The following is a 20039-nucleotide window of genomic DNA, read 5'->3' as shown; positions in this document are numbered from 1 at the left end:
CTTATGAACGGAATTTCCCATACGGCGCCCATGCCGTCGGTGACCGGTGAGGTTGTCCAGCCCGCGTCGGTCGAGGTTGCGCCGCAAGCGGTGAAGTCCCTCCTCGACGGCGCGTTGCTGCAGCAGCGGCTCGACAGTCAGGTCGCTTGCGCCCATTCGCATACCCTGCAGGTGCTGAAAGGGCCGCTGGAGAAGTTTGGTTTCACTGATGCCCAGTTGGCCGTACTGCTCAGCCCGATGGATGCACAGCAGCTTGGCAAACTGCGTGAACTCTGTTCGTTCGACCTTGCCGCTCTGGCCCGCCTGGTTGGCCAGCTTGGCGATGAGGAGCGGGCATGGCTGACCGATATCAGCCGGCTCAGCGACAGCGAGCTGGCCATGGTGACGAGCGAGGTGGCCCGGCAGGTCGGCATCGAAGAACCGGAATCGTCCGGCTTCGACCCCAGGGTCTGGGAAAAGCATGTCGGCGTCTTGCTGACGGCGATCACCGCGTTCAATATCGCCCGGGTGGCGAATGCCCAGTTGCGCGGGCACTTCAGTGTGATGGCTGCCAATGCCGCAGTGGAGCAGGGCAAGGCGATCCGTGAAGCGGGCAATGCCAGCCTGTATTCCAGCCTGGGTATGGCGATAGCTGCCGGCGCTTTGTCCGGGGGCAGTCTGGTCCTGTCGCTCAAGAGCTTTCAGGCCAGGCAGGCTGATATCACCACCCACCGGAGTGAAGCCCTGGAGGCCGGGCGTCTGCAGGCGGACCTGGACAAACAACTGCGCGACACCCATCAGTTGAGTGCGCTGACGCCTGACGAACAGGAGGTCTACCGCAATGCGTTGAACGATCTGATCAGTGACGCCGGCCAGCGTCGGGAGACTGCGCAGTGGATGAGCCAACTGGCGTCACGGACTCCGGATCAGTTGGCGGCGATCGGCAACAGCATGAGTTCGGTGTCCTCGGTCGTCAGCAATGTGGTGAGCGCCTCCATTCGTCTTGAAGAGAACGCCCAGAATGAGCGCGGGGTACTGCAGCAGAGCAATCAGAACGTGCACAAAAGCCTGGCGGAAGAGCAGGGCCAGGTCGAGGCCAGGGATGCCGCGTTGTTGCAGAAACTGATGGACATCTTCCAGCAGATCTTCCTGTCCCGTAACAGCGTTATTGACGGCGTGGTGCGTGCCTGATGGAAGTTTTAACCAACGCGCCTGTCTTGAATCGGGACCACGATCATGCTCGTGACTTGGCTTCGGTGCCGAAGCCGAAGCCGAAAATCGAAGTGCCATTACCCCGGCCTGCGTCCAAGGAACCGCTGGATATCGCGTTGAAGGAGGTCCTGGCACAGTTGCAGCGCCTGCCCAAGGTCGCACAGGCCGGTGGGGACAGTCTTACGTATGCCGAGCAGGCGCTGGAGTATCGCCTGAAGGAGTTCGAGGTACTGGTCGCCGGGATGATCGAGGGCCGGGACGATGTCGTGCTCAGGCAGCAGTCGATCGTCGACGAACTGGGCGACGAGTTGCCCGACGAGATCCGCGCGCCGGGTGAAAAGCCCTTGCCCCAGGCACCGACGTTCTTCGACAAGCTGATCGAGCTGATCAATCTGATCGGCGAGCGTTACCTGAATATCTACAAGGACATCGTGGACAAATTCTCGGCCTTTTTCGATGCGTTCAACAGCCAGATCACCTCGAAACTCCAGCAATGGATGGAGGCGGTCAACGAGGGCAAGGACATCGAGCTGGATGTGGGCGAGTTGAAGAAGGCACTGGAGGCACTGTTGGCGGAGCTGGATGACGAGCTGTTCAAGGGCTCGAAGGAGGATGCCGCCAAGTGGTGCGAGGCGCTGGGATTGCCGGCCAGTTGCCTGCGCGACAACGGTGATGGCACCTGGTCCGTGCTGATCGATCGCAGCCCGCTCACGCAGATGATCGAGGACCTGGTCGCCTTGAAAGCGGGGAAGGATGGCAAGGTGGTGCTCGACAGCGCCAGTTTCCAGGCCTGGCAGACCGGTTTCAATGCCCAGACCGAGCGCCTGAAGAACAAGCTCCAGGAACTCACGCAGAAGTATTCCAGCGCCAACACCACCTACGACAACTTCATCAAGGTCCTGTCCAACCACATCAACCAGTTCACGGAGATGTTGAAAGCCATGACCCACACCTGATCCGTCTGCCTGAACCGTTCATACCTTCTCGAAGACGAAGCCCGCGGCCTGCTCCGCAGGCTTCGTCCTGCCCTGGAGAAACAACCGATGAGCTATCTGACACCAGGCCACTGCGAGCACTTCATCGAACAACAGGTGGTGGTGCTGCTGGCGGGCCACTTTCAACTGGAGCGGCGCAAGGTCCTGCTCGAGTCGCGCCTGATCGAGGACCTGTACCTGAATTCGATGGGCATCATCGAGATGGCGCTGCTGCTCAACGAGGCGTTCGAGATCGACTTGCCCGAGGAGGGCGTGGCCGGCTGGCGCACCATCGCGGATGTGTGCCGGCTTGTAGGAAATGCCCGGCAGCGCAGGAAAACCGAGGAAAAGGTCGACGGTTCGTAACGACTTTTCTGTCGTTTGTGCTCTGCCGCTGCCTGAAGTTTTTTCACTCCTCAAAGCTTGTGGTGTTTTTCTTGTTTTTATGGAGAAACGTCCTACGGAATGTTGTTGGTCAAATTTCTATAGTCGCTGGGTTCTTCGTGACGGGCCTGGGCTCCCCGGGTCCCGTTTCCGAATGTCAGTCGATCTGCATAGAGGTTTCTAGCTCGATATGGGCCTTGCCACTGATAACTTCCTGAAACAATCCTTCGCGTTCGGCGAGTGGCTGCTGCAAGGCGATGGCGTGCTGCTGCGCAATGGAAAGGGCGTGCACCTGCCGCCCAAGGAGCTGCATGTCCTGCGTCTGCTGCTCGGCCGTGCCGGCCGGCTGGTGACCAAGGACCATCTGCTGGATTGCGTGTGGGCCGGCAGCGATGCCGCCGAGGAGTCGTTGACGCGCTGTATCTATGCGCTGCGCAAACTGCTCGGGCCGGGGCGCGGCTACATTACCACCGTGTATGGCAAGGGCTACCGTTTCAACGCGGCGGTGGCGCCGCTGGCGCCTGCGCCGGGTGATTATCCGGCGGGGCCGTCGCTGGCGGTATTGCCGTTTCGCCAGGCGGATGAACTGGCGGCGTCGAATCTGCAGGAGGCGACCATTCGCCAGTTGAAGACGGCATTCGACGCAACCCTCAGAATCCTGCCGGCGGCGTTGACCCTGCCGGGGCCGGGGGCGGTCGATACCCGGCAATTGATGGAGCAGTTGGCGCCCGACTACTACCTGAGTGGGCGCTTTGAGGTCCGCGGCGAGCAGTGGGAAGCGTCGGTGGAATTGATCCGGGGCCACGGTCACTGTCTCGTGCATGGTCCCGTAGCCATCCAGGGCAGCAGGGACGAACTGCTCAGGTCGATGGTCTCGCTGGTGGCTCAGCACCTGCCCGAGGTGCGCCCGGCCGTCGACGGGTGTTCCTCCTACCCCCTGGCCCTGGCCTTTCTCAAGGGCGTGTACGGTTTGCAGCGGCACACTCCGCAAAGCGTGCGCGAGGCCCTGCTGTATTTTCGCCAGTGCCTGCAGATGGATGCGACTTACGTTCCGCCCTGGTGGGGAGTGGCCGACGCGTACCTGGCGCTGTCGCTGCTGGGGCTGGTCGACCAGCAGACGGCGCTGGGCAACGCCCGCGAGGCGCTGGCCCGGGCGCTGCAACTGGAGCCGGGCAATCGGGAAGCGTTGGCACGTCTGGCCCTGGTCACCAGCCTGCAAGGCTGCGACGAGGCCGCTCAGGCGTTGTTCCAGCGCTGTCTGCCGGGCTGCGAGCGGGCCGATATCCACTACCTGCACGGCTGGCATCACTGGTCTGGCGGGCGTGATGAACGGGCGCTGGAGTGCCTGGACTCGGCGTTGCGGCAGGACCCCACCTCGATGCCCGCCCAACTGATGCGCATCCGTATCGCCTTTGCCCGCGATCCCCGGCTGGCTCTGGCCATGACCCGCGAAGTGCTGGAGGAACAGGCCGATGAACATCCGGTGCTGCGTGACCAGTACGCTGCCATCCTGGCCCATTGTGCGCAGTTGGCGCCGCCGGCGGATGCGGTGGCAGGGCAGCCGCCACACCGGGCATGAGGCCCAGGCGCATTGCCTGGTGGCTGCTGGCGTGGGCGGGCTCGGCACCGGCGTTCTGCTGGGAGAGTGCCGGGCGCGGCCATGGTATCGAGCCGGAACTGTTGTACGCCATCGCCCATGTGGAGAGCGGCCTGCGCCCCCGGGCGATGAACCACAACCCGGATGGCAGCCGCGATATCGGCCTGATGCAGATCAACAGCCTGCACCTGCCGCGGTTGTCCGAGCATGGGATTACCGAGCAGCGTCTGCTTGAGGAGCCTTGCCTGAGCGTGTGGGTCGGGGCCTCGATCCTGGCACGTTTCATCGATCGCCATGGCTACGGCTGGGACGCCGTGGGTGCCTACAACGCCGGCAGCGCCGAGGATCGCCAGGCCGCCCGCGAGCGCTATGCGCGCAAGGTCTGGCGTTTCTATCGGGTATTGGTGCCGTGAGTGGTGCGCGATTCTGATCGGAATATTCCGACAACGGAGGTGGGGCGATCAGGATCGGCCGGAGAGGGCTGGCTAACATCCTCCGACGCTTTCCCTATCGAAGAGGGTAGTGATGTCGGATAACCCCTTTTTACCCTGCGTGCTGCGAGTGGGCAGTGGCCTGTTGCAAGGGTGCGAGTTCAGGCTCTGCAACAGCCGTACGCTGTTCATCGTCGGTGCTGCCGAACTGCTCGGCGACAATGACCTGGTCGCCGCCGTGCCCGATGAAGCGATCTTCGTTCCTCTCGAACGACGGGGTTGCAACTTCGAGGTACTGCTCGACCCGCAGGGGGCGAGCCTGCGCATTCTCGGCGACGAGGTCGAATTGCGCGAGGTGGCGTTCCAGCGCTGTGAGCGGATCGGCGAGCTGGTCGTCGCCCTGCGGCCCGAGAGCGAGCCCTGGATGCCGGGGCTGTTCGATGGCGCGCTGCCGAGCGGGCCGCCGGGCATTGCCCGTGACGGGCGGCCGTGGCTCAGGAAGGTGGTCGCCACGGTCTTGCTGTTCATCCTGCTGGCGGTCTGTGCGGCCGTCTCGTCGGTACCGATGGAGCGTCCCCGGGCGGATATCGCCGCGCTGGTCGTCGGCACCCGCGAGGCGACCCAGGTTCTGCAGGGGCGCGATGAGCGGGTCTATGTGTTCGTGACCTCGGTGCACGATGCGGGCTGGAGCCGCCAGGTACTGATGCGGCAGCGCATCTCCAGCACGGTGCTGGATGTACTGGAGGAAGGCCGGCGCCTGGAGTCGTTGCTGGCCGAACGGGTGCCGGCCTTGAAGGTGTTGCGAGTCGACCTGTCGCAGCCGGCCAGCGTGCGGGTACTGCATGGTGCCGACGTCCAGCCCGATGTCGAACTCCGGCAGCAGGTCTCGCGGCTGCTGCTGGGCGAGGCCGCGTACTTGCGGCAGGTGGACTTCGAGGGGCTGGATCAGGGCCTGCCCGCCATTCTGGCGGCCCGTGGCCTGGAGCAACTGGGGCTGCCGTTCGAGCGGGTCGGCCAGGGCGAGGGCACGCTGTTCAAGGTTTCCGGTGATCTGCGCGATGCCGAGCGCGAGCAGGCCCGGCGCTTCGTCGATGAGTTCTACCGGCGCTGGGGCAGCCGCAGCGTGCGCTTCGATATCGAGCTTCGTGACGATCCGTTCAAGGGCCGCTCTTTTCAGGCAGGGCCCGGGGGCTACATCAAGGCCGGCCATTCGTCCTGGCATTTTCCAACGACGCAACACGTGAGGTGATGAATGAGTACCCCAACTCCGATCGACTTTCCCGACGATTTCCTGGGCAGGCAGGCGCAAGCTTTCGAGAGTGGCGCCAAGGAGCTCAAGGATATCCTCGACCAGACCCTGGAGAAACTCAAGGATGACCCGTCGAACCCCGGCCTGCTGGCCGCCTACCAGACGGCCTTTTCCTCCTACACCGTGTTCCGCAACGTCCAGACCAACACCACCAAGGGTTTCAAGGATATCGACATGTCGACCATCCAGGCGGCGCGCTGATCTTCCGTTACCGAACCGGCCGGTGCCGAGCGCCGGCCTTTGCGAGGGATGCCATGTCCAATTCGATTCCGACCGTTGGCCTTGTCGAGCAGGTGGCGATGGTCGAGCTGCGCAGCGCCGGGGAAAGCTCGGCGGTCTCCCTGGAGGCCCGCCTGATCGAGGCGTTTGCCGGCGCCGCGGTGGGCTCGGCGGAGCGGGTCGAGAGTATCCGGCAGATACTGGCCAGCCCCGATGTCACCCACCCGGAAAGGTTGGCACAACTGCAGGAGCAGCTCGCGCAGCACACCGTCGATATCAACCTGCTGAGCGTCCTGGTGCGCAAGGCCGTGGGCACGGCAGAAACCCTGCTGCGTGCGTCATGAAACCCTGGGTATGGTTGCTGCTGTGCCTGGGCCTGGCGGGTTGTCGCCAGCCGGCGCTGCTCGAAGGCCTTGACCAGCAACAGGCCAATGAAGTGCTGGCGGTGCTGCAGCGCAACAACATCGGCGTGGTCAAGCACGACAACGGCAAGGCCGGCTACAGTGTCAGCGTGGCCCAGGTCGACTTCCCGGCCGCGGTGGACCTGCTTAACCTCTACTCGTTGCCCTCCAGGCCGCGGCTGGAGGTGGCCGAGCTGTTTCCGGCCGACTCCCTGGTCGCCTCGCCCAGGGCGGAAAAGGCCCGGCTCTACTCCGCCCTGGAACAGCGCCTGGAGCAGTCCCTGAGCCTGCTCGAAGGCGTGGTCTCGGCCCGGGTGCACGTCAGCTATGACCTGGATGCCGGCGACGGCGGGCGCAAGGCCGCGCCGGTGCATCTTTCGGCGTTGGCGGTGCATGAGCGTGACGTCGAGCCGGGCCTGTTGATCAGCGATATCAAGCGCCTGTTGAAGAACAGCTTCGCCGCGCTGGAATACGAACACATTTCCGTGGTACTCAGTCGGCGCGAGCCTATCCAGCATGTGGCGCCGGCAGCCGTCGAGCCGCCCGGCGGCGGCTGGTGGATTGCCGGTGTGCTCCTGGTCACCTTTCTCGGATTGCTCGCCACCGCCGGCTGGTTCCATCACATGCGCACCCGGCAGGTACGGCCATGAGCGAACTGGACCAATGCCTGCGGCGGATTCTCTGGCAGCCGCTGGACTATCTTGCCGCCGGACGCCTGCACCTGACCGAGGCTTTCACGGGCGAACCGGCACGGCAGGCACTCAACCGAATACTGCTGGAGGGGCTGCAACTGCCCATGTCGTTGCCCGCGCCTGGCTCGTTCAGTCGCGTGTGGATTCGGCAGTGGCGGCATTTGCCGCAGATCGCTCGCTTGATGGGCGCGCAGCGCCTGTGGCCGGAGCTGGCGCGGGGCGCGCGGATGGGCTTGTTGTCCGCGCAGGAGCGTGACTTCGCCCGGCGCGCGATCGGCCCCCGACGGGCATGGGCGCTGAGCGTCGACCATCCGCTGCTGGAGCAGGTGGAGGGTGTGGGGCTGGCCGAGCTGTTGGCGTTCAGCGAGGAACTGCCCGCGGCGCTGAGCGAGCGAGTGCGGCTGCTGTTCCCCGAAACGGTGGTTGCCTGGCAGGCCCGCTTGCCGGTCGTACGGCCCGATCCCACGCTGTTTTTCCTGGCGGTGCAACATGTTCGACACCATTCGTAGCCTCGACGTGTTGCCTGCGGGCGAGCGCGTGCACATCACCCGCCAGGAACTGGCGACTGCCCGTCGCTGCCGGGCGTTGGAACTCGAGGCCCGCCGCCGTGCCCGTGATCTGCTCGATGAGGCCCAGGCGCAAGTCGAGGCTATCCAGGCCTCGGCCTTTGCCGAAGGGTACGGCGAGGGCGTGATGCAGGCGGCGGTCGACCTGGCCCGCGGGTTGTGCGAGTCGCGGCGTCTGGCCGACCAGTTGCATGGGCAGATGGCCGAGACGCTCCGACAGTTGCTGAAGTCCCTGCTGGACGATCCGCGCTGGTTCGACCAGATGCTCGAACAGTGGCTGGCGGAGCAGGCCGATACCACGCGGATGACCTTGCAGGTGCTGTTGCCCTTGCGCTGTCGAGGGCGAGTGGCGGTCTTGCGTGAGCAACTGGAGCGCCTGGGTGTGGTTTCGGTCAAGTTCGAGTTCTCCGATCAGGAACGGTATGTGGTCCGTCTGGGCGAGCAACTGTTCGAGTTCGAGCTTGAAGCAGCTCGTGAGCAACTGGCACCGCGGGTGCTGAGCCGCCTGGCGGGCCTGCCCGACAGCGTGCGCGAACTGGATGAGCAGGCGCGGCAGGCCCTGGCGCGATTGGTCGCGACATTCACCGGGACCGATCTGCCGCCACCGATGGGAGCCGACGATGCGGATTGAAGGCAACCCGTCGATTTCTGCTGCCGCCGCCGATCCGGTGTCGTCCCTGGAGCAACGGCTGGTCGCCGCCCAGCCGCCCGGGCCGGGCTTCGAGGACTTCTACCGACAGGTGCTGGAACTGGCGGGAGCGGGTGGGCCGGCGATCGTGCGGTTCATCAGCGGCTACCGTAGCAGTGACGAAGGCCGGCCGGACTACCACACCCTCAATGAACAGGTGAAAGTGGTCGGGCAGGTCCTGGCGCGCTTCAAGGAGGAGGGTTTGGCGGGCTCGGCACAGGAACGCGAGATGCGCGAGGTGATGACCCGGCTGTTTGGCGCCAGCCTGTTCATCAGTCGCTATATGCAGGAGGTGTTCCAGCCACCCGCTGACGATAGTTGGGAAAACGCGGACTGGTGACCTCGCTTGTCAGGGGGCGGCCCGGCTATAATCACCGGTTCAATTCGCCGCCATCCGAGTCATGTCCGCCCATGTATAACCTGGCCCGCCAGCTGCTGTTCAAACTTTCCCCGGAAACTTCCCACGACTTGTCCCTGGACCTGATCGGTGCGGGCGGTCGCCTGGGACTCAACGGCCTGCTGTGCAAGGCACCGGCCTCGAGCCCGGTGACCGTCATGGGGCTGAACTTCCCCAACCCGGTAGGTCTGGCCGCCGGCCTGGACAAGAACGGTGCGGCCATCGACGGTTTCTCCCAGCTCGGTTTCGGCTTCGTCGAGATCGGCACGGTGACCCCGCGGCCACAGCCGGGCAACCCCAAGCCACGGATCTTCCGCCTGCCCGAGGCCGAGGCGATCATCAACCGCATGGGCTTCAACAACCTGGGCGTGGACAACCTGCTGGCCCGGGTGCGTGCCTCGCGCTACAGCGGCATCCTCGGGATCAACATCGGCAAGAACTTCGATACGCCGGTGGAGCGGGCGGTCGACGACTACCTGATCTGCCTGGACAAGGTCTACGCCCATGCCAGCTACGTCACGGTCAACGTCAGCTCGCCGAACACCCCGGGCCTGCGCAGCCTGCAGTTCGGTGATTCGCTCAAGCAGTTGCTCGAAGCCCTGCACCAGCGCCAGCAGGCACTGGCCACGCAGCATGGCAAGCATGTGCCCCTGGCGATCAAGATCGCCCCGGACATGACCGATGAGGAAACCGTACTGGTGGCCCAGGCGCTGCTGGAGTCGGGCATGGATGCGGTGATCGCCACCAACACCACCCTGAGCCGGGTCGGTGTCGAGGGCCTGGCTCACGGTGACGAGGCCGGCGGCCTGTCCGGTGCGCCGGTGCGCGAGAAGAGCACGCATACGGTCAAGGTGCTCGCGGCGGAGCTGGCGGGCCGCCTGCCGATCATCGCCGCAGGCGGCATCACCGAGGGCGAGCACGCGGCCGAGAAGATCGCCGCCGGTGCGAGCCTGGTGCAGTTGTATTCGGGCTTCATCTACAAGGGCCCGGCGTTGATCCGCGAGTCGGTGGACGCTATCGCGGCCTATCGTCGCTGAAGGCGCTGGGAAGGTGAATCGCGGGCATTAAAAAGGGCTCCACCTGGAGCCCCTGGGCCGAAGCCCGCCGCCCGGATGGGGCGCGCTTGGTTGAATCGTCATGCTCGAATTGTGGTGTCGGAATGCGCCCTGATCAGCCGACAGCGTGAAGTTCGTTGAGTCTGTGGATGCCCGCGGTGCCGGTCATACCGTCCCAGTTGTCGCCACGTCCTTCGCGCCAGCCGTTGATCCAGGCTTGGCGCACCGACGGTAGAGTAAAGGGGCAAAGCTCACGGGATTTGCCGTTAACGCCGTACTGATATCCGCGTAAAAACGCTCTTTCCAACGGATCACGCTTGAGTCTTCTCATAGGGTGTTGCCCTCACTGGTTGACTGTTATATGTCCCGTCGACCTCCGTCGAGGTCGCGCAGATTGCATTGCTCTGCATCTGCTTGGTGCCCGCTGCCGGCGTGGCGGGCTCCGCTCCGCACGAAACGACCCGCACGCGTTGGTCGGCGAGATTCGGCTGGGGCGGGTTGTTGACGCCATTACGACGTCAACCTGAGTTGATTTCTAACCAATGCGCAGGGGCGTGTGAATGATCGTTTTGTCATAAGGACGTAACGATATGAGTGTTAGGGCGATAAGATCGGCTGGCCAGTTGCTCGGCTGACGGCAGAAAATCCAGCTATGATCAGCCCTTGCATGAACAACGAGTTTGATTCGCCCCTGCGAATACCGACCCGTTGTACTCAGGTATTATTCGACGAAGGGTCACGATGTGACTTTTTGTTACGGAAAGATTGAACTGCTCCGGCGTCCAATTCCTTTTATTCCGTGCTTTTTCAAGCCGCCGGGAAATGGAATCAGCCGGGGTGGAACGGCGTAATGATGCGCCACACGGGCACTCTTCGAGAAAAGTGTCCGATCGAAACCGAGCGGGCGATGCGTCGTCCGTTCATTGACTGCTCAAGGCCCTGGAATTCCCATGTCGGATCGTTACGAACTCTTCCTCACTTGCCCCAAAGGTCTCGAAGGCCTGCTCCTTGAGGAAGCCGTCGGGCTTGGCCTTGAGGAGGCGCGCGAGCACACCTCGGCCATTCGTGGCCAGGCCACCATGGAGACGGCCTACCGGCTGTGCATCTGGTCACGGCTGGCCAACCGCGTGCTGCTGGTGCTCAAGCGGTTCCCGATGAAAAACGCCGAGGACCTCTACCAGGGCGTACTGGATGTCGACTGGCAGGACCACATGCTGGCCGATGGCAGCCTGGCGGTGGAGTTCAGCGGTCACGGTTCGGGTATCGACAACAGCCACTTCGGTGCCCTCAAGGTCAAGGACGCGATCGTCGACAAGTTGCGCACGCCGGCCGGCGCGCGCCCGACCATCGACAAGGTCAGCCCGGACCTGCGCATCCACCTGCGCCTCGACCGTGGCGAGGCGATTCTCTCCCTCGACCTGTCCGGGCACAGCCTGCACCAGCGCGGCTATCGCCTGCAGCAGGGCGCCGCGCCGCTCAAGGAAAACCTCGCGGCCGCGGTGCTGATCCGGGCCGGCTGGCCGCGGATCGCCGCCGAAGGGGGGGCCCTGGCCGACCCGATGTGTGGCGTGGGCACCTTCCTGGTGGAAGCGGCGATGATCGCCGCCGATATCGCGCCGAATCTCAACCGTGCCCACTGGGGCTTCGATGCCTGGCTGGGGCATGTGCCGGCGGTGTGGAAAAAGGTCCATGCCGAGGCCGCCGCCCGTGCCGAAGCGGGCCTGGCCAGGCCACCGCTGTGGATTCGCGGTTATGAAGCCGACCCACGGCTGATCCAGCCGGGGCGCAACAACGTCGAGCGGGCCGGCCTGAGCGATTGGGTCAAGATCTACCAGGGCGAGGTCGGCACCTTCGAACCGCGCCCGGACCAGAACCAGAAGGGCCTGGTGATCTGCAACCCGCCTTACGGCGAGCGCCTGGGCGATGAGGCAAGCCTGCTCTATCTCTACCAGAACCTCGGCGAGCGCCTGCGCCAGGCCTGCCTGAACTGGGAGGCGGCGGTATTCACCGGCGCGCCGGACCTGGGCAAGCGCATGGGCATCCGCAGCCACAAGCAGTATGCGTTCTGGAACGGTGCGTTGCCGTGCAAGCTGCTGTTGATCAAGGTACGTCCCGACCAGTTCGTCACCGGCGAACGCCGTACCGCCGAGCAGCGCCAGGTCGAGCGTGACCTGGCCGACGCCGGCGCCGAGGCCAAGGCGGCCGCACCCGCCAGCGAGCCGGCGCGCCTGAGCGAAGGCGGGCAGATGTTCGCCAACCGCCTGCAGAAGAATCTCAAGCAACTGGGCAAGTGGGCCAAGCGCGAGGGGGTGGATTGCTATCGGGTCTATGACGCCGACATGCCGGAATACTCCCTGGCGATCGACCTGTATCACGACTGGGTGCATGTCCAGGAATATGCCGCGCCCAAGTCGGTCGACCCGGAAAAGGCCCAGGCTCGCCTGTTCGATGCCCTGGCGGCGATTCCCCAGGCGCTGAACGTCGACAAGAGCCGGGTGATCATCAAGCGTCGCGAGCGTCAGAGCGGCACCCGTCAGTACGAGCGCCAGGGCGCCCAGGGCAAGTTCCTCGAGGTCAGCGAAGGTGGGGTGAAGTTGCTGGTCAATCTGACCGACTACCTCGACACCGGTCTGTTCCTCGACCACCGGCCGATGCGCCTGCGGATCCAGAAGGAGGCGGCCGGCAAACGCTTCCTCAACCTGTTCTGCTACACCGCGACCGCCAGCGTGCACGCGGCCAAGGGGGGGGCGCGTACCACCACCAGCGTCGACCTGTCGAAGACCTACCTGGACTGGGCACGACGCAACCTGTCGCTGAACGGCTTCTCCGACAAGAACCGCCTGGAGCAGGGTGATGTGATGGCCTGGCTCGAAGGCAACCGCGACGAGTTCGACCTGATCTTCATCGACCCGCCGACCTTCTCCAACTCCAAGCGAATGGAAGGCGTGTTCGATGTCCAGCGCGACCATGTGCAACTGCTCGACCTGGCCATGGCTCGCCTGGCGCCGGGTGGCGTGCTGTATTTCTCCAACAACTTCCGCAAGTTCCAGTTGGAGGAGAACATCAGCGCGCGCTATGCCGTCGAGGAAATCAGCAGCCAGACCGTCGCCCCGGACTTCGCCCGCAACAGCAGGATCCACCGCGCCTGGAAGATCACCGCCCGCTGATCCGTCAGCAGCCCCGGAGCCCGGTTTTTCCGGGCTCCGGGGCTGGCTAATCTACTGGCTAATAGCTATAACTCAGTCGAAGCCAAAGTGATGTAAACACGCCGGCGTGATGAGTTGTCGCCTATGTCGTCGCATGCCGTACGCCCCAAGATTCTTGGCTTTATCAGCGAGGATGCCTCCGCGTGGCTGGTCGCCGTGCTGGTCCTGCTCGGCGGTGGGCTGCTGACGCTGCTGCTGGCCGTTGGGACCCGCGGTCTTTATGAGCGCCAGTTGCAGCAGCGTTTCGAGCTGTTGGCCAGCGAGCGTTTCAGCCGTATCGAGGAGCGCTTCGACGATCAGGTGCAGCGGCTCGACAGCCTGCGGCGCTTTTTCGTCAATTCCGATGTGGTGTCGCGCCGCGAGTTCGCCGGTTATGCCCGGCCGCTGCTGCTGCGCACCCAGGCCTATGCCTGGGCGCCACGGGTCGGAGGCAGTGCACGCAAACTGTTCGAGCGGCGGGTCCGGGCCGAGGGGTTCGGCGATTTTTCCATCCGGGAGCTCGATGCCCAGGGGCGCCTGCGTCCGGCGAGCGTACGGGACGAGTACGTGCCGGTGCTCTACAGCGAGACCCAAAGCTCCCTCGGCTCGCCGCTGGGTCATGACCTGTTGGCGCAACCCCAGCGCCGGGAGACCCTGGAGCGTGCCCGCCAATCTGGCCTCATGGCGATTTCGCCGCCGTTGAACCTGGTAGGCGTCGAGCCGGATTACGCCCGTGGGGCCTTGCTGGTGGCTCCGGTGGTCATGTCGGCCACCGTCGGGCAGCCGCAACCGGGGCCCCTTGGCTACGTACTGGCGGTGATCAGCATGCGCCAACTGGTGGCCGACGGCTTGCCGGAGCAGAGCCACGACAATCTGTCGGTGCGCATTCTCGACCTGTCGACCGCCGCCGAGCACGAGCTGTTGTACCAGTCGCTCAATCCGCCGGCGGAGAGTGCACTGGTGGCCGTACGCCTGTTGCGGCTGGCCGATCGCGATTACCAGGTCACCCTCAACCCCAGCGAAGCCTTCATGCAGTCCAATCATTCGTCGGTGGTCAGCCTGGGGGTACTGGGTGGGCTCCTGAGCGTGCTGCTCAGTGCCTTGCTGTACAACCTGGTCAGCCAGCGCCAGCGCGCCCTGCGCCTGGTGGAGCAGCGCACCGCGCAATTGCGCGGCCGTGACCTGTTGCTGGAAAAGCTCAGTGCCAACGTGCCCGGCAGCATCTATCAGTACCAGCTCAATCTCGACGGCAGTGCGCATTTCGTCTATGTCAGCGCCGGCACCGGGGATATGTTCGAGGTCGATACCCAACGCCTGCAGGAGGATGCCGAGCCGGCGTTCGAGCGGGTACACCCGGATGACCTGGACCCGCTGCGGGCTTCGATCCAGGTTTCGGCGGGGCAGCTCAGCCCCTGGCGCGAGGAATTCCGCGTGCTGCTGCCCACCCGTGGGCTGCGCTGGTTGCGTGGCGAGGCCACGCCCGAACGCCTGCCCGACGGCGCCGTGCTCTGGCACGGCTACCTCTCGGATATCTCCGATCTCAAGCGGGTCGAGGAGGAGCTGCGGGCGCTGTCGGTCACCGATTCTCTGACCGGCATCTACAACCGGCGCTACTTCCAGGAACGGCTACGGGTCGAGCTGGCGCGGGTGCAGCGTGGGTCTGACCACTTGGCGGTGATCATGCTCGATATCGATCATTTCAAGCGCATCAACGATCAGTACGGTCATGCCGAAGGCGATCGGGTGCTCAAGGAGCTGTGCCAGCGGATCAATCATCGCCTGCGACGCACCGATGTGTTCTGTCGCCTGGGGGGCGAGGAATTCATGGTGTTGTGTCCCAATACCGACGCCGAACAGGCCGAGACCCTGGCCCTGGAGTTGTGGCTGGGGCTGCGGGCCACGCCCTTCGAGCGGGTCGGCCAGGTGACGGCGAGTTTCGGCATCGCCAGCTGGCGGGCGGGGGAAGGGGCCGACGCCCTGTTGCTGCGGGCGGACTCTGGGGTCTACCTGGCCAAGCAGAATGGCCGTGACCGGGTGATGGTGGAGCAGGACTGAGGATCCGGTCGCCGCACCACCGTTTCGACGAGAGGCGTCAGTCGTCGGACCGGGCCGGCCGTGGCTGGCGATACAGGTCCAGCAGAACCTGGTCGAGTATCGAGGAAGCGCCCCAGGGTTTCGGATCGTTGAGAATCGCCACCACCGCCCAGGTCGTGCCATTGCTGTCGCGGCTGAAGCCGGCAATCGCCCGCACGGTGTTCAGGGTGCCGGTCTTGATATGCGCCTCGCCCGACATCGCCGTGTGTTTCAGGCGCTTGCGCATGGTGCCGTCCATGCCGGTGATCGGCAGCGAACTGATGAACTCCGCGGCATAGGGGCTCTTCCAGGCCGCCTGCAGCATGCTGGCCATTTCACGTGCACTGACGCGCTCGGAGCGCGACAGACCGGAGCCGTTTTCCATCACCAGGTGCGGGGCGGTGATGCCCTTTTGCGCCAGCCACTGGCGGATGACCCGCTGGGCGGCCTTGGCGTCGTCGCCGTCGGCATCGTTGCGGAATTTCGCGCCCAGGCTGAGGAACAACTGCTGGGCCATGGTGTTGTTACTGTATTTGTTGATGTCGCGGATGATCTCCGTCAGGTCCGGCGAGAAGGCGCGGGCCAGGACCTTGGCGTCCTTGGGCACCACGTCCTGGCGGTCCTTGCCCTGGATGCTGCCGCCCAGTTCCTTCCAGATGGCGCGTACGGCACCGGCGGTGTAGGTCGGGTGGTCGAGCAGCGACAGGTAGGTCTGCGAGCTGCAGCCCTCGGCCAATTGGCCGCTGACGGTGACAGTGGTCGAACCGTCGGCCTGGGTTACCGGGTTGTAGCGCACATCGCCGCTGCACTGCTTGGCGTTGATCACCTTGACCTGGTTATCGATGTGGATGCTGGCGATCGGCGGCTCGACCGAGACCAGCACCTTGCCCGAGTCGTTGCGGGCCACGAAGCGCAGCGCCTTGAGGTTGACCAGCAGGGCATCGGGCTTGACCAGGAACGGCCGGTTCTCGTCGTTGCCGTCGTCGTCGAACTCCGGCAGTTGTTGCGGTGGGACGAAGAAACTGCGGTCGAGCACCAGGTCGCCGGTCACCTGGGTCACGCCGTTGGCCCGCAGGTCGCGCATCAGCAGCCAGAGCTTTTCCATGTTCAGCTTGGGGTCGCCGCCGCCCTTGAGGTACAGGTTGCCGTTGAGGATGCCGTCGCTCAGGGTGCCGTCGGTATAGAACTCGGTTTTCCACTGGTGATTGGGGCCAAGCATTTCCAGGGCGGAATAGGTGGTGATCAGCTTCATGGTCGAGGCCGGGTTCACCGACACATCGGCGTTGAACACCGTCGGGGTGCCGGGGCCGTCGAGCGGCAGCGTGACCAGCGACAGGGCATTGTCCTGCAGCTTGTTGGCCTTGATCGCCTGCTGGACTTTGGGGGATAGGGTGGTGTTGACGGGAGCGGCGTAAGCGGGGAGTGCCAGGGGCAGGAGAAAACTGGCGAGTAGCCATGGGCGTAAAGATTTGGTCATGTGCAATAAAGCCCTGCAGCCGAGGGGAAAAATACGAGGGCGTGGATAAAAAAGCCCTCAACGGTCATGAAAGTGACGGCATTATGCATCAGGCTGGTGCTCGTGGGGGGCCGCCGGCCATGGCGTTCGCGCGAATTTTTCCTGCCGTTCGGTCGGTGTTGCGCACGGAGCCGGGCAATTGCGCCCTTAAACTGCTAAAGTGCCGCCCGTTATTACTTTTGAGGATTGTTTCATGGCGACCAACCGTTCCCGGCGTCTGCGCAAAAAACTGTGCGTGGATGAGTTTCAAGAGCTGGGTTTCGAGCTGAACCTGGATTTCAAAGAAGACCTGAGTGAACAGGCTATCGATGCGTTCCTCGACGCTTTCCTGAAGGAAGCCATGGAAGCCAACGGTCTGGGCTATGTCGGTGGCGATGACTTCGGTCTGGTCTGCCTGATCAAGCGTGGCTCGGTTTCCGAAGAGCAGCGCGCTGCCGTTGAAGCCTGGCTCAAGGGCCGCAGCGAACTGACCTCGGTCGAAGTCAGCCCGCTGCTGGACGTCTGGTACCCGGAAAAGCCGCTGAATCCGGTAGCCTGATGCCGTTCGGGCATTGGCTCCAGGCATAAAAAAACGGACACGCTGGCGTGTCCGTTTTTTTATGCCTGTCGAAACATGAACCTGGTTCGATCTCTTGGGGGGCTCCAAGGTCATGAGTCTGGCTTGAAAGCCCATTCGCGGACAGCTTCCGCTCCAAGGTTTGTTGGCACCACAACCATCCCCTGCAGGAGCCGGGCTTGCCCGCGAACCGCCAACGGCGGCCATTCTCACCGCCAACCCGCCTCAGTCGTAGATCGCCTTCTTCTTCCAGTCCGCCTCGACTTCCTTGAGCCCCTGGGTCAACTCGTTCACATCGTCCTCGGCCGGCTGGGACGTCTCCAGCACCAGCGCATTGGCCCGGGCCAGCAGTTTTTCCATCAGTTGCAGCTGTTCGGCATACATCGCCGGTTCCTGCTGCTTGCGCAGGTACTGCGCGCCCCGCTCGAAGGCCAGGCGTGCCTGCCCTGGTTGTTCCTGTTGCAAGGCCTGCTGCCCGAGGTTGTTGAAGAACTCAATGTGCAGCAGCACCAGGATATGGCGAACCTCGCGAATCCATTGCTTGGCCTCGTTGGCGGGCAGGAAGCCTTCCTGTGCGGCGCGGGTGATCTGGCTGTGCATGGCTTCGAGCAGGAAGCGTACGTCCTTGGCCTTGGCTTCGGTCTGGATCGGCGCGGTTGGATTGTTGATCGGGATCGATTCGCCCTGGGCAACCAGGCCGTTGAGTTCGGCGATGCGGGTCTTGAGGCGCTCGTTGCCCTTTTCCATGTTCAGCAGGCGCTGGGTGACGTTGAGTTCCAGGCGCGTCAGCAGCAGCTTGAGCCCGGGGCTCATGAACTGGCCGGGGAAGGTTTCGGTGAGTTCGCCGCAACGACGCAGGCGATCGCCGAGTTCGACCTTGAGGCGAGCCTTTTCCAGCTTGCTGTTCTCGGCCATATGGTTGAGGAAGCCGATGCCGATCAGGAGAAAGATCCCGGCTGCGACCAGCAGGGTGATCATGAGTGGTGTCACCGTTAAGACCTCTTCAAGGTGTAGTGCAGAATCAGTGTAGTGGCTTGGCGTTATCGCTGATAGCGTCGAATGACGTGCTGCACGGCGCCAGAGTGCTTCTCCAGAGATATGTGCACATTGCCACTATTTAGGCTGGCGGACTATAGCGTCTTGTCGAGCGCCAGAATACAGGCGTCAAACCCAGGACGCGAGAACGCTTCCAAAAGGGCTGCAAAGCGGGGCGAAGTCATTGATTTAAATAAATTTATCTTTGGGGGTTGACGACCCTGCGAACCATCCATAGAATGCGCGCCACTTGCAGCGTAAAGCACACAGCGAAACGCGGCAGGGAGTGAATGTTGTAGCGTGTCCCCTTCGTCTAGTGGCCTAGGACACCGCCCTTTCACGGCGGTAACAGGGGTTCGAGTCCCCTAGGGGACGCCAATGCGGGAATAGCTCAGTTGGTAGAGCACGACCTTGCCAAGGTCGGGGTCGCGAGTTCGAGTCTCGTTTCCCGCTCCAATTTTAAACGGTCTTGCCTTCGGGCAGGGTCGAGTGAAACCAGGGTCAGGTCTTCGGATGTGATTCTGGGCACCGTAACACACACACCATGTGTTCCGGGTAGCGTGTCCCCTTCGTCTAGTGGCCTAGGACACCGCCCTTTCACGGCGGTAACAGGGGTTCGAGTCCCCTAGGGGACGCCATTTGCGGGAATAGCTCAGTTGGTAGAGCACGACCTTGCCAAGGTCGGGGTCGCGAGTTCGAGTCTCGTTTCCCGCTCCAAATTAAATGAAAACGCCGCTCAGCAATGAGCGGCGTTTTTGTTCGTGCGCGTTATTCAGGTCTTCGGCGACGAGTGTCTCGCCTGATGGTGGTCCGAACGGATCGCGATGCCGTCGTCTCCTTGTGTGTCAGGCCCTCCCTTGCCGTTGCGAACAACTGCTCCTGCAGGCGAAACAGGAAGCCTGTTTCGAAAGCGTGTCGGTTGTTACCGGCGGCGCAGTCCTGCCGTGCCTGGGAGAATTGCTCCCAAATCTAGTAGCCGGACCCCGCCTACGCAATAGATGTATGTGTCTTGTTATTTCGTAGGCCTTTTCTTTTTGCCAGGCTCGGGAGTGGCTCGTACCCGTTCATCAGGCTGCTTTTGGATGAATGGACGGGGTACAGTGTGCTTGTTACCTTATTCAAAGGTGATACCTATGAATATATGAGAAGACGACATGGCGACCTCGATCAAGATCGATGAGGACTTGAAGCTCCGCATCCAGCAATTGGCGGGAGCCCGACAACGCTCGGCGCACTGGATCATGCGTGAAGCTATCTCTCAGTATGTGGAGCGAGAGGAGGCGCGGGAAAGTTTCAAGCAGGAAGCGTTGGCCTCGTGGAGGGCCTACCAGGAAACGGGACAGCATTTGACCGGGACCGAGACCCGCGACTGGCTTAAAACCTGGGGGACCGAGGAAGAATCGGAGCTTCCCAAGTGCCACGATTGATTGTGACGGCGGTTGCCGCTGAAGGGTTGGAGCGTTGCCGTTGTTTTCTGCTGGATAAGGATCGTCAGGTCTCACGCAGGGCGGCTCAAGTCATTGAGCAGCAATTGATGCGTCTGGAGACGGATCCACTCATAGGTAGACCCTTCGTTGAATTACCTGAGTTGCGCGAGCTGGTCATTGCTTTTGGTGATGGCGGCTATGTTGCACTCTACCGCTTTGTTCCTGCGGAAGAAGCGGTGTATGTCCTGGCCTTCCGGCATCAGCGGGAAGCGGGTTACTGACAGGCACTGGTTGGCCGACATGAGTCGTGTTCACCGACCAGGTCTAGGCTGTGTACGAAATT

The 20039-nt window shown here is 63.3% G+C and carries 21 protein-coding genes and 4 tRNA genes; 22 read left to right on the top strand and 3 right to left on the bottom strand.

Annotated elements, in window-relative coordinates; all coding sequences use genetic code 11:
• Positions 1-3 precede the first annotated feature (3 nt).
• The 13 genes from PF66_RS14035 to PF66_RS13975 all read left to right on the top strand — a co-directional run bounded on the left by PF66_RS14035 (position 4) and on the right by PF66_RS13975 (position 9886).
• Positions 4-1170 (top strand): protein IpaC, encoded by a 1167-nt coding sequence (locus tag PF66_RS14035; RefSeq protein ID WP_241494354.1) that lies wholly within the window; start codon positions 4-6, stop codon positions 1168-1170.
• Between the two features lie 65 nt (positions 1171-1235).
• Positions 1236-2147, top strand: coding sequence for an IpaD/SipD/SspD family type III secretion system needle tip protein (locus PF66_RS14030; RefSeq protein WP_241494353.1), 912 nt, complete (start codon positions 1236-1238; stop codon positions 2145-2147).
• A gap of 87 nt (positions 2148-2234) precedes the next feature.
• Complete coding sequence (locus tag PF66_RS14025; protein ID WP_054063022.1) at positions 2235-2531, top strand: phosphopantetheine-binding protein; 297 nt, start codon at positions 2235-2237, stop codon at positions 2529-2531.
• 208 nt (positions 2532-2739) lie between these two features.
• The gene (locus PF66_RS14020) at positions 2740-4128 is read left to right on the top strand and encodes a winged helix-turn-helix domain-containing protein (RefSeq protein WP_054063021.1); all 1389 of its coding nucleotides are present in this window, start codon (positions 2740-2742) and stop codon (positions 4126-4128) included.
• A complete protein-coding gene (locus PF66_RS14015; RefSeq protein WP_054063020.1) occupies positions 4125-4559 on the top strand; it encodes a transglycosylase SLT domain-containing protein in 435 nt (144 codons plus the stop codon). The genes PF66_RS14020 and PF66_RS14015 overlap by 4 nt, the downstream gene beginning before the upstream one ends.
• A gap of 112 nt (positions 4560-4671) precedes the next feature.
• Entirely contained in the window at positions 4672-5826 is a 1155-nt protein-coding gene (locus PF66_RS14010) for a PrgH/EprH family type III secretion apparatus protein (RefSeq protein ID WP_241494351.1), read from the top strand.
• 3 nt (positions 5827-5829) lie between these two features.
• Positions 5830-6087, top strand: a complete 258-nt coding sequence (gene sctF / locus PF66_RS14005) for a type III secretion system needle filament subunit SctF (RefSeq protein WP_054059461.1) — start codon at positions 5830-5832, stop codon at positions 6085-6087.
• A 53-nt stretch (positions 6088-6140) separates the two neighbouring features.
• Entirely contained in the window at positions 6141-6449 is a 309-nt protein-coding gene (gene sctI / locus PF66_RS14000) for a type III secretion system inner rod subunit SctI (protein WP_054059462.1), read from the top strand.
• On the top strand, positions 6446-7156 hold the full coding sequence (locus PF66_RS13995) for an EscJ/YscJ/HrcJ family type III secretion inner membrane ring protein (protein WP_054059463.1): 711 nt from the start codon (positions 6446-6448) through the stop codon (positions 7154-7156). Before sctI ends, PF66_RS13995 begins: the two co-directional genes overlap by 4 nt.
• A complete protein-coding gene (locus tag PF66_RS13990) occupies positions 7153-7707 on the top strand; it encodes a protein OrgA (RefSeq protein ID WP_054063019.1) in 555 nt (184 codons plus the stop codon). The genes PF66_RS13995 and PF66_RS13990 overlap by 4 nt, the downstream gene beginning before the upstream one ends.
• Positions 7688-8395: an HrpE/YscL family type III secretion apparatus protein gene (locus PF66_RS13985; protein WP_054063018.1), complete on the top strand. Its 708-nt coding sequence runs from the start codon at positions 7688-7690 to the stop codon at positions 8393-8395. Before PF66_RS13990 ends, PF66_RS13985 begins: the two co-directional genes overlap by 20 nt.
• Positions 8385-8792 carry a hypothetical protein gene (locus PF66_RS13980; protein ID WP_081006019.1) on the top strand — a complete coding sequence of 136 codons (408 nt, stop codon included), beginning with the start codon at positions 8385-8387 and terminating at the stop codon, positions 8790-8792. Before PF66_RS13985 ends, PF66_RS13980 begins: the two co-directional genes overlap by 11 nt.
• Positions 8793-8863: 71 nt before the next feature.
• Complete coding sequence (locus tag PF66_RS13975; RefSeq protein WP_054063017.1) at positions 8864-9886, top strand: quinone-dependent dihydroorotate dehydrogenase; 1023 nt, start codon at positions 8864-8866, stop codon at positions 9884-9886.
• 133 nt (positions 9887-10019) lie between these two features.
• On the opposite strand, the gene rmf is transcribed toward PF66_RS13975, so the two are convergent.
• Positions 10020-10235: a ribosome modulation factor gene (gene rmf, locus PF66_RS32050; protein ID WP_010448881.1), complete on the bottom strand. Its 216-nt coding sequence runs from the start codon at positions 10233-10235 to the stop codon at positions 10020-10022.
• 619 nt (positions 10236-10854) lie between these two features.
• Here rmf and rlmKL point away from each other — a divergent pair.
• Together rlmKL and PF66_RS13965 are read left to right on the top strand one after the other, a co-directional pair.
• A complete protein-coding gene (gene rlmKL, locus PF66_RS13970; protein WP_054063016.1) occupies positions 10855-13071 on the top strand; it encodes a bifunctional 23S rRNA (guanine(2069)-N(7))-methyltransferase RlmK/23S rRNA (guanine(2445)-N(2))-methyltransferase RlmL in 2217 nt (738 codons plus the stop codon).
• A 123-nt stretch (positions 13072-13194) separates the two neighbouring features.
• Positions 13195-15144: a sensor domain-containing diguanylate cyclase gene (locus PF66_RS13965; protein WP_054061414.1), complete on the top strand. Its 1950-nt coding sequence runs from the start codon at positions 13195-13197 to the stop codon at positions 15142-15144.
• A 37-nt stretch (positions 15145-15181) separates the two neighbouring features.
• Here PF66_RS13965 and dacB read toward each other — a convergent pair whose 3' ends face one another.
• Positions 15182-16639 (bottom strand): D-alanyl-D-alanine carboxypeptidase/D-alanyl-D-alanine endopeptidase, encoded by a 1458-nt coding sequence (gene dacB / locus PF66_RS13960; RefSeq protein WP_054061413.1) that lies wholly within the window; start codon positions 16637-16639, stop codon positions 15182-15184.
• 232 nt (positions 16640-16871) lie between these two features.
• Here dacB and PF66_RS13955 point away from each other — a divergent pair, with 232 nt between their 5' ends.
• A complete protein-coding gene (locus PF66_RS13955) occupies positions 16872-17216 on the top strand; it encodes a YggL family protein (RefSeq protein WP_017901935.1) in 345 nt (114 codons plus the stop codon).
• Positions 17217-17459: 243 nt separating this feature from the next.
• Here the strand turns inward: PF66_RS13955 and PF66_RS13950 are convergent, their stop codons facing one another.
• Positions 17460-18224: a hypothetical protein gene (locus PF66_RS13950; RefSeq protein WP_081006129.1), complete on the bottom strand. Its 765-nt coding sequence runs from the start codon at positions 18222-18224 to the stop codon at positions 17460-17462.
• A gap of 347 nt (positions 18225-18571) precedes the next feature.
• On the opposite strand from PF66_RS13950, the gene PF66_RS13945 reads away from it, so the two are divergent.
• From PF66_RS13945 to PF66_RS13920, 6 genes are all read left to right on the top strand, one after another.
• Positions 18572-18647: transfer RNA gene (locus PF66_RS13945), tRNA-Glu, on the top strand.
• A gap of 2 nt (positions 18648-18649) precedes the next feature.
• Positions 18650-18725, top strand: a tRNA-Gly gene (locus PF66_RS13940).
• Between the two features lie 106 nt (positions 18726-18831).
• Positions 18832-18907 (top strand) — tRNA-Glu (locus PF66_RS13935).
• A 3-nt stretch (positions 18908-18910) separates the two neighbouring features.
• A tRNA-Gly gene (locus tag PF66_RS13930) sits at positions 18911-18986 on the top strand.
• Positions 18987-19423: 437 nt separating this feature from the next.
• Positions 19424-19696: a CopG family ribbon-helix-helix protein gene (locus tag PF66_RS13925; protein WP_054061411.1), complete on the top strand. Its 273-nt coding sequence runs from the start codon at positions 19424-19426 to the stop codon at positions 19694-19696.
• Positions 19684-19977, top strand: a complete 294-nt coding sequence (locus PF66_RS13920; RefSeq protein ID WP_054061410.1) for a type II toxin-antitoxin system RelE/ParE family toxin — start codon at positions 19684-19686, stop codon at positions 19975-19977. The genes PF66_RS13925 and PF66_RS13920 overlap by 13 nt, the downstream gene beginning before the upstream one ends.
• Positions 19978-20039 lie beyond the last annotated feature (62 nt).

Source organism: Pseudomonas asplenii (assembly GCF_001293465.1).
In the GTDB taxonomy this organism is placed as follows: Bacteria; Pseudomonadota; Gammaproteobacteria; order Pseudomonadales; family Pseudomonadaceae; genus Aquipseudomonas; species Aquipseudomonas fuscovaginae_B.
Note: the sequence above shows the minus strand (reverse complement) of the source record. Positions and strands in the feature narration are given on the sequence as shown.

What these genes read in the sequence shown, in the direction of transcription:
- PF66_RS14035 (WP_241494354.1), top strand. Translation starts at nt 4, where the DNA reads ATGAACGGAATTTCCCATACGGCGCCCATGCCGTCGGTGACCGGTGAG.
- PF66_RS14025 (WP_054063022.1), top strand. Translation starts at nt 2,235, where the DNA reads ATGAGCTATCTGACACCAGGCCACTGCGAGCACTTCATCGAACAACAG.
- PF66_RS14020 (WP_054063021.1), top strand. Translation starts at nt 2,740, where the DNA reads ATGGGCCTTGCCACTGATAACTTCCTGAAACAATCCTTCGCGTTCGGC.
- PF66_RS14015 (WP_054063020.1), top strand. Translation starts at nt 4,125, where the DNA reads ATGAGGCCCAGGCGCATTGCCTGGTGGCTGCTGGCGTGGGCGGGCTCG.
- PF66_RS14010 (WP_241494351.1), top strand. Translation starts at nt 4,672, where the DNA reads ATGTCGGATAACCCCTTTTTACCCTGCGTGCTGCGAGTGGGCAGTGGC.
- sctF (WP_054059461.1), top strand. Translation starts at nt 5,830, where the DNA reads ATGAGTACCCCAACTCCGATCGACTTTCCCGACGATTTCCTGGGCAGG.
- sctI (WP_054059462.1), top strand. Translation starts at nt 6,141, where the DNA reads ATGTCCAATTCGATTCCGACCGTTGGCCTTGTCGAGCAGGTGGCGATG.
- PF66_RS13995 (WP_054059463.1), top strand. Translation starts at nt 6,446, where the DNA reads ATGAAACCCTGGGTATGGTTGCTGCTGTGCCTGGGCCTGGCGGGTTGT.
- PF66_RS13990 (WP_054063019.1), top strand. Translation starts at nt 7,153, where the DNA reads ATGAGCGAACTGGACCAATGCCTGCGGCGGATTCTCTGGCAGCCGCTG.
- PF66_RS13985 (WP_054063018.1), top strand. Translation starts at nt 7,688, where the DNA reads ATGTTCGACACCATTCGTAGCCTCGACGTGTTGCCTGCGGGCGAGCGC.
- PF66_RS13980 (WP_081006019.1), top strand. Translation starts at nt 8,385, where the DNA reads ATGCGGATTGAAGGCAACCCGTCGATTTCTGCTGCCGCCGCCGATCCG.
- PF66_RS13975 (WP_054063017.1), top strand. Translation starts at nt 8,864, where the DNA reads ATGTATAACCTGGCCCGCCAGCTGCTGTTCAAACTTTCCCCGGAAACT.
- rmf (WP_010448881.1), bottom strand. Translation starts at nt 10,235, where the DNA reads ATGAGAAGACTCAAGCGTGATCCGTTGGAAAGAGCGTTTTTACGCGGA.
- rlmKL (WP_054063016.1), top strand. Translation starts at nt 10,855, where the DNA reads ATGTCGGATCGTTACGAACTCTTCCTCACTTGCCCCAAAGGTCTCGAA.
- PF66_RS13965 (WP_054061414.1), top strand. Translation starts at nt 13,195, where the DNA reads ATGTCGTCGCATGCCGTACGCCCCAAGATTCTTGGCTTTATCAGCGAG.
- dacB (WP_054061413.1), bottom strand. Translation starts at nt 16,639, where the DNA reads ATGACCAAATCTTTACGCCCATGGCTACTCGCCAGTTTTCTCCTGCCC.
- PF66_RS13955 (WP_017901935.1), top strand. Translation starts at nt 16,872, where the DNA reads ATGGCGACCAACCGTTCCCGGCGTCTGCGCAAAAAACTGTGCGTGGAT.
- PF66_RS13925 (WP_054061411.1), top strand. Translation starts at nt 19,424, where the DNA reads ATGGCGACCTCGATCAAGATCGATGAGGACTTGAAGCTCCGCATCCAG.